Source organism: Streptomyces pluripotens, from assembly GCF_000802245.2.
Taxonomy (GTDB): Bacteria; Actinomycetota; Actinomycetes; order Streptomycetales; family Streptomycetaceae; genus Streptomyces; species Streptomyces pluripotens.
Map to the genome: position 1 here is coordinate 1,822,644 of NZ_CP021080.1, position 12,858 is coordinate 1,835,501.

The 12,858-nt window shown below is 68.4% G+C and carries 7 protein-coding genes; 2 read left to right on the forward strand and 5 right to left on the reverse strand.

What is annotated here, in order from left to right; all coding sequences use genetic code 11:
- Positions 1-11: 11 nt before the first annotated feature.
- Entirely contained in the window at positions 12-701 is a 690-nt protein-coding gene (locus LK06_RS08080) for a TetR/AcrR family transcriptional regulator (protein WP_086083205.1), read from the forward strand.
- Positions 702-705: 4 nt separating this feature from the next.
- On the opposite strand, the gene LK06_RS08085 is transcribed toward LK06_RS08080, so the two are convergent.
- Entirely contained in the window at positions 706-1,071 is a 366-nt protein-coding gene (locus tag LK06_RS08085; RefSeq protein ID WP_043406804.1) for a 5-carboxymethyl-2-hydroxymuconate Delta-isomerase, read from the reverse strand.
- Between the two features lie 37 nt (positions 1,072-1,108).
- The gene (pulA, locus tag LK06_RS08090; protein WP_043434971.1) at positions 1,109-6,505 is read right to left on the reverse strand and encodes a pullulanase-type alpha-1,6-glucosidase; all 5,397 of its coding nucleotides are present in this window, start codon (positions 6,503-6,505) and stop codon (positions 1,109-1,111) included.
- A gap of 222 nt (positions 6,506-6,727) precedes the next feature.
- On the opposite strand from pulA, the gene LK06_RS08095 reads away from it, so the two are divergent.
- Complete coding sequence (locus LK06_RS08095; protein ID WP_043434969.1) at positions 6,728-8,794, forward strand: carbohydrate-binding module family 20 domain-containing protein; 2,067 nt, start codon at positions 6,728-6,730, stop codon at positions 8,792-8,794.
- Positions 8,795-8,990: 196 nt separating this feature from the next.
- On the opposite strand, the gene LK06_RS08100 is transcribed toward LK06_RS08095, so the two are convergent.
- The 3 genes from LK06_RS08100 to LK06_RS08110 form a co-directional block, all read right to left on the reverse strand.
- Positions 8,991-10,673 (reverse strand): glycoside hydrolase family 13 protein, encoded by a 1,683-nt coding sequence (locus tag LK06_RS08100; protein WP_043406797.1) that lies wholly within the window; start codon positions 10,671-10,673, stop codon positions 8,991-8,993.
- Between the two features lie 193 nt (positions 10,674-10,866).
- Complete coding sequence (locus tag LK06_RS08105; RefSeq protein ID WP_039655006.1) at positions 10,867-11,772, reverse strand: sugar ABC transporter permease; 906 nt, start codon at positions 11,770-11,772, stop codon at positions 10,867-10,869.
- A gap of 19 nt (positions 11,773-11,791) precedes the next feature.
- On the reverse strand, positions 11,792-12,796 hold the full coding sequence (locus LK06_RS08110) for a carbohydrate ABC transporter permease (RefSeq protein ID WP_039655007.1): 1,005 nt from the start codon (positions 12,794-12,796) through the stop codon (positions 11,792-11,794).
- Positions 12,797-12,858: the final 62 nt, after the last annotated feature.

Genomic DNA, 12,858 nt, shown 5'->3' on the forward strand with positions numbered 1-12,858 from the left:
AAGGTGTGGGCATGGGTACCGGGGTTCGCCGCAGGATGGGCGTCGAGGAGCGGCGGCAGCAGCTGATCGGCGTCGCCCTCGAACTGTTCAGCCGACGTTCGCCCGACGAGGTCTCCATCGACGAGATAGCGTCGGCCGCGGGCATCTCGCGCCCGCTCGTCTACCACTACTTCCCCGGCAAACTCAGTCTGTACGAGGCTGCGTTGAAGCGTGCCTCGGAGGACCTCGCGGGCCGCTTCGCCGAGCCGCACGAGGGCTCGCTGGGCGCCCGGCTGCTGCGCGTGATGCGCCGCTTCTTCGACTTCGTGGACGAGCACGGTCCCGGTTTCTCGGCCCTCATGCGCGGCGGCCCGGCCGTCGGCTCCTCCACCACCAACGCGCTCATCGACGCCGTGCGCCAGGCCGCGTACGACCAGATCCTGTCGCACCTGGGAGTGACGGAGGCATCCGCGCGCCTGGAACTGGTCGTGCGCTCGTGGATCTCGCTCGCCGAGTCCACGGCGCTGATCTGGCTTGACGGGCGCCGCGTCCCGCGTGCCGAACTGGAGCTCCAGCTGGTGCACGACTTCGCCGCGCTGACCGCCGTCAGCGCGGCCTACGACGCCGACATGGCAGCGCTGCTGCACACCATGGTCAAGGACGAGCCGGCCGACGGCCCCTTCGCGGAGTTGGTCGGCCGGCTCATCTCCCTGGCGTCCTGACGCACTAGCGGTCGAACTTCCGGTACGACGCGTCGAGGTCGCGGACCTCGGCGGAGGCGTGCAGGGTGAAGTCCTCCTGCGCCACATGGGTGCGGAGCAGTTCGAGCGCCGTCTCCGTCAGCCGCGCCTTCGTCTCCGCACTGCGTCCGGCGAGAAGCCCGATGATCACGTGGACGACGGCGTACGAGTCCTCCTCCGCGTCCCGGTACCCGACCAGAGTGCCCTCACTGGGCCGGAACAGCGACGTGCAGCTCTTCGATGTCGCCCCCGTCACCTCGACGGCCGCCCCGTGCAGGGCTTTCGCGAACCCCACGATGTCGAATCCGGCGTCCACCAGACCGTCGGTGTAGTCGATCGTGATCTGGGGCATGAGGGCACTCCTGTCGTCTACGGCACAGGGTTTGACACTAGCTCCCCACCCGGGTGAACACTGCCACGGTCCGTGCCGGAACCGTGAACGTGCCCGAACCCGCCGCGTAGGAGGAGGCCTTCACCACCGGATCGGCTCCGCGGGCCTGCACCGGATGCAGCCGGTAGTGCGTTCCGGCCACGGCGTCGAGCCGCTGCTCCTGCTTCTGCGGGGTCGCGTTGAACACCACGACCAGGTCACCGAGCCGCATGGTGATCACGCCCGGTGTCTCGTCCTTCCCGGACAGGGGGAAGGACAGCTGGTCCTGCACTCGCGCGGTCGTGCCCAGCGAGAACGCCCGCTCCGTCGTACGGATCTTCAGCAGGTCCTGGTAGGCGGCCGAGGCGCCGTTGATCTGCGCACAGCCGACCTTGACCGTGCCGAGCAGCGGCTTGGCGTACGTCCACTTGGACGCGTTGTCGGCCGCCATGGGCAGCCCGCGTCCGAAGCCGTTGCCGTCCGCGCAGTTCCAGTGGATCGCGTTGAACCAGTCCCCGCTGTCGTAGGAGTTGCGGTCCAGGGACTTCGAGCGCAGCAGGTCGGTGCCCGCCTGGGACAGGGACGGCCCCTGCGAGAGCGCTGCCGTGGCCATGGCCAGGACCTGCATCCGAGCCCGGTCGGACGCCGAGGTGTCCTTGGGCAGTTTGTAGGTCAGGGCGTCGAACAGCGACTCGTTGTCGTGCGCGTCCACGTAGGCGAGGGCGTCGCCCGGCGCGTCCGCGTAGCCGGCGGGCGAACCGTTGTAGTCGACCTCGGCTCCGGTGACCTCCCTACCGTCGTCGTCCGTGAAGCGGTACTTGGCGAGGTTGCCGGTCAGACCGATCTTGATCAGGTCCTGGTAGTGCAGTAGCCGCGCCTTCTGCTCCGCCCTGGTCCCGTTGGCCGTGGAGGAGTTGGGATCGGTGTACAGCCCGGACCCGAAGCCCTGGATGCCGGGGTCGGAGTCGAAGGGGCCGCCGCCGCGCACCGCGTCTCGGGCCCGGTCGGAGAAGGTGGCGATACCGGTCCCCGCCATGTTGGCCTGGGTGGCCTGGACGAACCGGGCGTCGTTCGCCACCTCGCCGAAGTTCCAGCCCTCGCCGTAGAGGATGATCTTCTTTCCGTCGACGCCGTCCTTCTTCAGGGTCAGCGCGTCCAGGGCCTTCCTGACCGCCAGGATGTTGGCCTTGGGATGGTGCCCCATGAGGTCGAAGCGGAACCCGTCGACCTTGTACTCCTTGGCCCAGGTGACGATGGAGTCCACGACGAGCTTGCCCATCATCGCGTTCTCGGGTGCCGTGTTGGCGCAGCAGGTGCTGTTGGCCACCGATCCGTCGGCCAGGAGCCGCTGGTAGTAGCCCGGCACGATCTTGTCGAGCACGCTGGTGTCCGCCTGGCCGCTGGCCGCGGTGTGGTTGTAGACGACGTCCATGACGACCCGGAGGCCGTCCTGGTTGAGCGCCTGGACCATCTTGCGGAACTGGACCGTACGGGCGGTGCCGTCCGGGTCGGTGGCGTAGGAGCCCTCGGGGACCGTGTAGTGGTACGGGTCGTAGCCCCAGTTGTACGCGTCCTTCGCGGCGGTCTTCGCCACGCACTCCTGCTGCTTGGCGGAGTCTGCGGGGTAGGAGGCCAGATCACAGTCGGGGCGCGCCTGGTCGGCCTTCTTCTCCGGGATCGAGGCGATGTCGAAGGCGGGCAGCAGGTGGACGTAGGAGGTGCCGGCCCTGGCCAGTGCCCGCAGGTGCCGGGAGCCGTCACTGTTCTTGTCGGTGAAGGCCAGATAGGTTCCCGGGTGCTTCGAGGTGGGGTCCCCGATGGAGAAGTCCCGGATGTGCAGCTCCTGGATCTGTGCGTCCTTCAGCGGTACGGCCTTCGGTTTGCGCAGCTTCGACCAGCCGCGCGGCGCGAGGGACCGGTCGTCCAGGTCGGCGACGATGCTGCGCTCGGAGTCTGCGGTGAGTGCGACCGAGTAGGGGTCGGTGACCTTGTTGGTGACCATCTTCCGGACGCTGGGCGCCCAGACCTTCACGACGTACCGGTACGGCTTGCCCTTCCAGGACCTCGGGCCCGTCACGGACCAGACGCCGGTGGTGCGGTTCCGGTGCATCCTGACCGTACGACCGTCCAGGTCGAGCCGCACGGACCGGGCCGTCGGCGCCCAGACGGACAGGGTCGGCCTCCCGTGGTGGAACACCGGACCGAGCGCGGCCTTGGTCGCCTTGGGGTAGAGGTCGTCCAGTACGCCCGCGATCTGGACACCGGTCGCGGCCAGGACGGCGCCGTTGGCAGCCCGCTGCGAGGCGACGAGCTGACCCCTGAGTGCCCGGCGCACCCGGTCCCGGTCGCGCGGGTCCACGGACCAGGCGGTGTAGTCCTTCAAGTGCGGGAACTTCGCCTTCTGGGCCTCGCTGAGCGTGGTCTTCGTCAGGCGCAGCCATCGCTCGTCGTCGCTGGTCAGCGTCCCGTCCTTGACGGTGATGGAGCCGTCGCGGGAGTACAGCAGCTGACTGGAGGCGGCACCGTCGATGCCGTTCCAGGCGAGGGTGTCCCGGTCGATCCAGATCGCCTTGGAGGTGGTCAGGTCCAGGGCGGCGGCACTGCCCGCCGGCTGCGGCAGCAGGTGTTTCTCCTGGCCGTTCAACAGCCATACCTCGTAGCCGTCGGCCTTGAGGTCCAGGGACTGGTCGGCGGGCAGGTCCTTCTCGTCGCCCTTGTGGACGATGTAGCTGAGGCTGGTGGCACCCTCGGTGAGCGGCACCTCGAAGACCGCGCCATAGGCATCAGTCTTCACCGGCTCCAGCGGATGCGACCAGTCGGTGGGGTTCGCGGCACCGGTCCAGACGTGCAGGCCCCAGCCGTCGTAGTTCCCGTCGGCCCGGTGGTAGTGGATGACCGCCTTGGTCTTGTCCGGGGCCGGGTAGTCGGGCCGCTGGGTCAGTACGTCGGCCTTGCCCTGCTCCACCCAGACCTCGCCCGTTCTGCTGACGTCGATGCTCCGGTCGGCCGAGACGTCCTTGTTGCCGTCCTTGTCGATGACCAAGAAGCCGACGTTGGAGGCACCGGGCTTGAGCTTGACGTAGGCGAAGGCGCCGTAGGCGTCCCGGCCGATGAAGGGGTGGCTGGCGGGCCAGTTGGTGGCCTCTCCGTCAGCGATGTCGCCCCAGGCGTACAGGCCCCAGTCACCGTAGTCACCGTCGGCGCGCTTGTAGTGGACGATCGCGTAGTCCCGGGAGGAGGCCGTGGGGACCGTGGGGGCGGGCGGCGTTCCGGTGGTGCTGCTCGCCGTCGCGCTCGCGGTGTGCCCGGCCGAGTCGACCACGACGGCCTTGTAGCGCAGGGCGGTCCCGGCGGGTACGTCCTTGCCGATGACTTGGGTGACCCGGTAGGGGGCGTGGTCGGCGGAGCCGAGCGTCCGCCACCTGCCGTTGCCGACCTGGGCGGCGAAGACGACCCGGTTGAGCTGCCCACCGCCGACGTCAGCGGTGAGGTCCACGGCGCCCGTCGCCCCGGCGTCCGGGGCCGTCAGGGTGACCGTGGGCTTGGCTGCGGGGGCGGCGAGGGTGCCGGCCGCCTTGTAGACGACTGCGGATTCGGCCGGGACGGAGACGGTGACCCTGCGGTCGCCGCCGGACTGCACGGAGCCGGTGGCGCCGTAGACGCCCCGGTAGGCCATGTCCGCGGAACCGGTGGCGAAGGTCGCCGTCTTCGATTCACCCGCGTTGTTGAAGGCGACGACGTACTCCTGGCCGGTCCGGGCGTCGGTGCGGGTAAAGGCGTAGACGCCCGCGCCGTCGGCCGCGTACCGCTCGGTCTGCACGCCGTCCGTCAGGGCCGGGTTCGCCCTGCGCAGCTTGGCGAGCGCCGCGATCTGCCGGTAGAGCGGTGCGCCCGGGTCGTAGGAGTCGCTGGCGTGGGTGCGGTCGGTGCCGATCTCGTCGTCGTCCAAGTAGTCGGCGACCTTGGAGGCGAACATGGTCTGACGGGCGTCCTTGTCACCGCCGGAACCGGTGAAGCCCTGCTCGTCCCCGTAGTAGACGACCGGGTTGCCTCGGCTGAGGAACATCAGCTCGTTGGCGAGCTCGTCCTTGCGCAGGATCTCGGCGTCGGTGGCCTTCGGGTTGTCCTGCTTGAGGAAGTAGCCGATGCGGCCCATGTCGTGGTTGCCGAGGAAAGTGACCTGCTCGTACGCGTTGGCCTTGCCGGTCGTGTACTTGTAGTCGTCACCGAAGACGCTCGCGAGCCGCTGGGCGCTGCCGCCCTGGGAGGCGTAGGCGCGGGCCGCGTCCTGGAAGGGGAAGTCCAGGGTGGCGTCGAGGCGGCCCTGGGTGACGTACGGGGAGGTGACGGAGGTGTCGGCGGAGTAGACCTCGCCGAACATGAAGAAGTTCTTCCGCCCGTGCGCCGCCGCGTACCTGTTCAGCGCGGTCGCCCACTGCGTCCAGAAGTCCATGTCGACGTGCTTGACGGTGTCGATCCGGAAGCCGTCGACGGCGAAGTCCCTCACCCACCGCTCGTAGATCTTCTCCATGCCGTGGACGACCTCGGGACGCTCGGTCCACAGATCGTCCAGCCCGGAGAAGTCGCCGTAGGTCGTGGACTCGCCCGCGTACGTCGAGTCGCCCCGGTTGTGGTACATCGTCGGGTCGTTGAGCCAGGCCGGAACCTTGCTCGCGCTCGTGACCTTCGGGGTGTAGGGGAAGGAGTCGGTGTCGACGGCCGGGAACTTCCTGCTGCCGTCGGCGTAGTCGGCGTCGTCGAAGGGCCGGCCGTCCTTGGTGAGGTACGGGAAGGCGCCCTTGGAGAGGTAGTCGGCCGACTTCTCGCGGTAGTTCACGACGTCGGCGGTGTGGTTGGTGATGACGTCGAAGAAGACCTTCATGCCCTTGGCGTGCGCCTTGGAGATGAGGGTCTTGAGGTCCTTGTTGGTGCCGAAGTGCGGGTCGACCTGGGTGAAGTCGGTGATCCAGTAACCGTGGTAGCCGGCCGAGGCATCTGCTCCGGTTCCCTGTACAGGGCGGTTCTTGAAGATCGGCGCCATCCAGATGGCGGTGGTGCCGAGTCCCTTGATGTAGTCGAGCTTCTTCGTCAGGCCCTTGAGGTCGCCGCCCTGGTAGAAGCCCTTGTCGGTGGGGTCGTAGCCGGTGCTGAGGCGGGAACCCGTCAGGCCGCCCCGGTCGTTGGACTTGTCCCCGTTGGCGAAACGATCCGGCATGACGAAGTAGAACTGCTCGCGGGTGTCGCCGTGCCGGGTGGGTTGGGCGGCCAGGGCCGCGTCCGACGGAGGTGGGGGCGGGGTGGCGGCGCGGGCCGCGACGGGCTGGACGAAGGCGGCGGCAAGCGCCGCGAGGGTGACGGCGGTTCGTCTGAGGTAGCGGGTGTGGCGCCTCCGGGGCGCCGGCCATCTCGGTATCACAGGCGGTGACTCCTTGCGATTACGGCTCTGTTGGGTCCGAGCCCAATGCCGTGGCACGGCCTAGCTGCCCGGCGCCCGCGCGACCGTATCGCTAACGAAAGGTTTACAGCAAGACACTTGAAACCGATAGCAAGAACTTTCACTCGGACTCTTGACGTGCCCTTCTCAGCAGCAGCACTCTCACCAGTTGTTGAAAGCCGAACCCCACTTTCGGAGCCGCACATGACCAGACACCGACCACCGGGTGTCCTCAACCGCACGGCAGGCGCCATAGCGGCAGGGGCGCTCACGCTCCTGGGCGTGACCGCCCTGCAGAGCACTCCCGCGCAGGCGGACACGACCGCGAAGGGCGACGTGATCGCCAACTTGTGGGAATGGAACTGGAACTCCATCGCCTCGGAGTGCACCCACGTGCTGGGCCCGGCCGGTTACGGCGCGGTCCAAGTCGCACCGCCGGAGGAGTCCCTCAAGCAGTCGAACTACTACTGGTGGGACGTCTACCAGCCGTACTCCTACGACCTGAACAGCCGCTTCGGAACGGAAGCGCAGTTCGCGAACATGATCTCGACCTGCCACACAGCGGGCGTCAAGGTGTATACGGACGCGGTGATCAACCACACGGCCGCGCAGACCGGCACGGGCTACCACGGCACGACGATCACCGACCCATACGAGACGCCGGACTGGACGCGCACCGACTACCACGACTCCACCGAGTGCCCGACCTCGGACCTGACCATCCAGGACTACTCCGACCTCACCCAGGTGCAGAACTGCGAGTTGCTGGGCCTGCCCGACCTCAAGACCGAGTCGGACACCGTGCGCACGGGCATCGCCGGCTACCTCAACAGTCAGCTCGCCCTCGGCGTCGACGGCTTCCGGGTGGACGCGGCCAAGCACATACCCGCGACCGACCTGGCAGCGATCGAGTCCAAGCTGACGAACACCACGTCGGGAACGGCGCCCTACGTCTTCCAGGAGGTGTACCCGGGATCGACCCCGCAGCCCAGCGACTACTACGGCACCGGTGACGTCCTGGACTTCACCTACGCCACCCGGATGAAGTCGGCGTTCCAGGGCAACGTCTCGGACCTGTCGGGGCTGTCCACGTCCGGCATCCTGCCGGCCGCCAACTCGGTCTCCTTCGTGACGAACCACGACACCGAGCGCAACGGTATGGACATGTCCTACAAGGACGGCGACGGCTACCGGCTCGCCAACCTCTTCGAACTGGCCTACAAGTGGGCGACGCCAACGGTGTTCGCCAGCTGGGAGTGGACCCAGAGCGACCAGGCCCCGCCGAACTCCTCCGGGTTCGTAACGGACACGGACTGTTCCAGCGGCGCCTGGTACTGCCTCGACCGCGACACCGCGGTGGTCGGCATGGTGGCCTGGCACAACGCGACCGACTCGGCGGCCGTCTCCGACTGGCAGACCAAGTCGTCGGACGTCATCGGCTTCGGGCGCAGCGGCAAGGGCTTCTTCGCGCTGAACAACGGTACGTCGCAGGCGACGTACACCTTCACGACCGGCATGGCGGACGGCACGTACAAGGACGTCGTCGACGGCGGCGCCAGCACGGTGACGGTGTCCGGCGGCAGCGCGACCCTCACCATCCCGGCGAAGAGCGCGATCGCCTTCTACGACTCCTCCTACACCTGCACTGCCGGCTGCGGGAACACGGGCGGCTCCGGGGACACGGTGAACGCAACGTTCAGCGAGTACGCGTCGACGACGTCCGGCACCGATGTCTACGTCGTCGGGTCCATCCCGTCCCTGGGCGACTGGGACACCTCCAAGGCGGTCAAACTGTCGTCTACCGGCTACCCGCTCTGGTCGGGCGAGGTGAGCGTGCCGGTGAACACCGCGTTCGCGTACAAGTTCCTCAAGAAGGACAGCGCCGGCAACGTGACCTGGGAGTCGAACGCGAACAGGTCCGCGACCACGTCCACTGCAGCCCTGTCCCTCAACAGCTCCTGGAACGTGGCGGATTCCGATGCCACCGATGTCACCTTCAACGAGTACGCGACCACGGACTGGGGGACCAACGTCTACGTCGTCGGCTCCATCCCCTCCCTCGGCTCCTGGAACACGGCCGATGCCATCCCGCTCTCCTCGGCGTCCTACCCGACGTGGAGCAAGCTGGTGATCACCCAGAAGAACACCGCGTTCGCGTACAAGTTCCTCAAGAAGGACAGCGCCGGCAACGTGACCTGGGAGTCGGGCAGCAACCGCTCGTACACGACGGGCGGTTCGTCGGGCTACACCACGAACGACACCTGGAAGTAGGCGGCCCCGGTACCGGTCCACGGGCTGCCGTCGAGATCATCTCGGCGGCAGCCCGTTCATCCGTGGGCGGCCCGGACCCCGTGACGGCCGGTGGTCATGAGCCGGCCGGGCACCGTAAGAACAGACGCCAAGGCCCGCCGCCCGGACGGGCGACGGGCCACAAGGCGTTCGGCAGGTTGTCGCGGGCGAGCGGCCGTCAGGCCGTGGTCCACCACACCGTGGAGTCCGCGGGAACCTTGGCCTCGTCGCCAGTCTCCGCGACTTCGCCGCTGCTCAGCAGCACCCGGCCGTACGCCGGGGTGCTGACCGACTCGCCGGTGGTGTTCGCGACGCAGACGAAGTCGCCGCGGCGGAAGGCCAGGACTCCTTCGGGGGCGCGCAGCCACTCCACCGTGTCGCCCTCACCGAGCGAGGGGTGGGCGCGGCGGGCGAGGAGGGCGGAGCGGTACAGCTCCAAGGTGGAGCCCGGTGCGCCGGTCTGCGCCTCCACGCTCAGCTCGCCCCAGCTCGCCGGCTGCGGCAGCCAGCTGCCGGCGCTGCCGAAGCCGTGGGAGGAGCCCTCGCGGGTCCACGGGATGGGGACACGGCAGCCGTCGCGGAACCCGTCCTGGCCGGCGCCGCGGAGGTACGCCGGGTCCTGGCGCACCTCGTCGGGCAGGTCCACGACGTCCGGCAGCCCCAGTTCCTCACCCTGGTAGATGTATGCCGAGCCGGGCAGGGCCAGCATCAGCAGGGTGGCCGCTCGGGCTCGGCGCAGGCCGAGTTCCCGGTCGCCGGCGGCGCGGATCTGGGTGCCGAGCCCCGGGGGGTTGGCGAAGCGGGTGGCGTGGCGGGTGACGTCGTGGTTGGACAGGACCCAGGTGGCGGGGGCACCGACGGGCCGCATGGCCTGAAGGGTGCGGTCGATGACCCGCCGCAATTCCTCCGCGTCCCACTCCGTGCCGAGGTACTGGAAGTTGAAGGCCTGGTGGAGTTCGTCGGGGCGGACGTAGTTGGCGGTGCGCTCGACCGTCGGGGTCCAGGCCTCCGCCACGAAGATCCGTTCACCCGAGTACTCGTCGAGGATGCGGCGCCACTGGCGGTAGATCGCGTGCACGCCGTCCTGGTCGAAGAACGGCATGACATCGTTGCCCAGCAGTTTCAGCTGGTCGTGGGAACCGAGGTCCGGCAGGCCCTCGGCCTTCACCAGGCCGTGGGCCACGTCGATGCGAAAACCGTCCACGCCCATGTCCAGCCAGAAACGGAGGATGGAGCGGAACTCGTCCCCGACGGCCGGGTGCTCCCAGTTGAAGTCGGGTTGCTCCGGGGCGAAGAGGTGCAGGTACCACTCGCCGGGCGAGCCGTCCGGTTCCGTGACCCGGGTCCAGGCCGGACCGCCGAAGATGGACTCCCAGTCGTTGGGCGGGAGTCCACCGTTCTTTCCCTTGCCGGGACGGAAGTGGTAGCGGTCGCGGAGCGGGGAGCCGGGACCCTCGGCAAGGGCGCGTTTGAACCACTCGTGCTGGTCGGAGGAGTGGTTGGGGACCAGGTCGACGATGACGCGGAGGCCGTGCGCATGGGCGTCACGGATCAGTGCATCGGCGTCCAGGAGGCTGCCGAACATGGGGTCGACGGCACGGTAGTCGGCCACGTCGTACCCGGCGTCGGCCTGCGGGGAGGCGTAGAAGGGGCTGAGCCACACGGCGTCCACGCCGAGGTCGCGCAGGTAGGGCAGACGGGAGCGTACGCCCTCCAGGTCACCCATGCCGTCGCCGTTGCTGTCGGCGAAGCTGCGCGGATAGACCTGGTAGATGACAGCGTCCCGCCACCAGTCGCGATGGTGGGCGACGGTGGCGACGGCGGAGTGGTGGGCCGGTGCGGCAGGGTGCTGCTGGCTCATGGCGTCCTTGGGAAGTGACGTAGTTCGGATCATGGGCGCGTGGGTACGGCGACGGATGCGGGGCGGGGTGTGCTTGGCGGCCGCGGTGCCGGCGGGGTCTGGTCGGCCCCCGGCTCAACGAGCTCGGGGGAGGACACCGCGGCCGCCCACCCGCGCGACGTGGCGCGCGGGAGCCTCTGTCCGGCCAAGGGCGTCAGCCCTTGGTGCCGCCGGCGGTGAGACCGGTGACGAGGTTCTTCTGCACGAGGTAGAAGAACACGGACACGGGTATCGCGATCAACACCGCGGTGGCGGCCATGTAGTTCCACTGGGCGTCGTGTTCGCTGACGAAGGTCTGCAGTCCGACGGCGAAGGTGTACTTCGAGTCGTCGAGCATGAAGGTGGTCGCGAAGGCGACCTCGCCGACCGCGGTGATGAAGTTGTAGAAGGCGGCTACGGCGAGACCGGGGCGAGCCAGCGGCAGGATCAGGCGGGCGAACGTCCCGAAGGGGCTGAGTCCGTCCACCCGGCCGGCCTCGTCGATCTCGAAGGGGATGGTGTCGAAGTACCCCTTGAGCAGCCAGGCGCTGTACGGCACGGCCGTGGTGCAGTTGATGACGATCAGGGCCCAGTAGGTGTCGATGAGGCCGAGTTCGCTGAAGATCTCGTACATCGGCACGATCAGGATGGCGATCGGGAAGGTCTGGGTGAGCAGCAGCACCCACATCAGCGGCTTGTAGCCGGGAAAGCGCATGCGCGAGACGGCGTAGCCGGTGGTGGCGGCGACGAAGACGCCGATCACGGTGGTGCCCCCGGCCACGATCATCGTCGACTTGAACCAGTCGAAGAACGCGGTGTGCTCCAGCACGAAGCTGTAGTTGGAGAAGGACAGGCTGTCCAGGATCTTGCCCGGGTGCAGGTAGTCGTCCTTGTCCGGGCCGAGGGAGAGGTAGAACAGCCAGGCCACCGGGGCGAGCGCGATGAGGCTCGCGAGAGTGAGACCGCTGTGCAGCAGGGCGTGGCCGAGCGGGCCGCGCTCGCCGCGCCGGCGGCTGCGGCGCCGCGGCGCCGGGGTGGGGACCTGCGCGGACTCGGTCTTTTCGAGGGTCGTGGTGCTCATGGCGGCGGCTCCTGCGGCGTCAGACGGCGAGCTGGTCATTGCGCTTCAGCCAGCGGAAGTAGAAGGACGTGAACACGGCCAGCAGCGACAGCAGCAGCACGCCGTACGCGGCGGACTGGGCGAAGTCGCGGGGCTGCTGGCCGAAGCCGAGGAAGTAGGCCCAGGTGACGAGGATCTGTGCGTCGGGCGCGCCGGTGGGGCCGAACAGCAGGAAGATGATCGCGAACTGGTTGAAGGTCCAGATGATGCCGAGCAGGACCACGGTGGAGCTGACCGAGCGCAGCCCCGGCAGGGTGACGTGCCGGAAGCGCTGCCAGGCGCTCGCGCCGTCCATCTCGGCGGCCTCGTACAGGGAGGAGTCGATGGACTGCAGGCCGCCGAGCAGCGAGAGCATCATGAACGGCACACCGCACCAGGTGTTGACCATGATCGCGGCGAACCGCTGCCAGAAGGTGTCCTCCAGCCAGCCGGGCTGGGGCAAGTGGAGGGCGCCGAGGAACTGGTTGACCACTCCGGAGTCGGCGAGCATGATCCGCCAGGAGAAGACGGTGACGAAGGTCGGCACGGCCCAGGGCAGCACGAGCAGCAGGCGGTAGAAGGTGCGACCGCGCACTCTCTCGTTGAGCATGAGCGCGAGGCCGAGGCCGATGGTGTAGTGCAGGAACACGCAGGCGGCCGTCCAGAAGACGGTCCACAGGAAGTGCGACCAGAACCGGTCGTAGGCCGTCGGCCCGAACAGGATGTCTTTGTAGTTGTCGAGGCCGATGAACTTGTAGGTGGCGGCGATGTGGTTGACGCCGATCGTGCGCGCCGAGTTCAGGCTGTTGGCGTCGGTGAGGGTCAGGTAGGCGCCCCGCAGGAGCGGGTAGCCGACGATGACGGAGAGCACGACGACCACCGGGGCGATCATCGCGTAGGCGTACCAGTACTTCTGGTAGCCGTTCCGAATGCGCTGGCCCAGCCCGGGCCGAGGCGCGCGGTCACCGCGGCGCTTGCCGGTCGCGCGGTCGATGGCGACTGTCATGGTTCGACACCTTCAAGGGATCAAGGAGTTGGGCTGGGCACAGGGCGGTGGCCGTCGGCCCC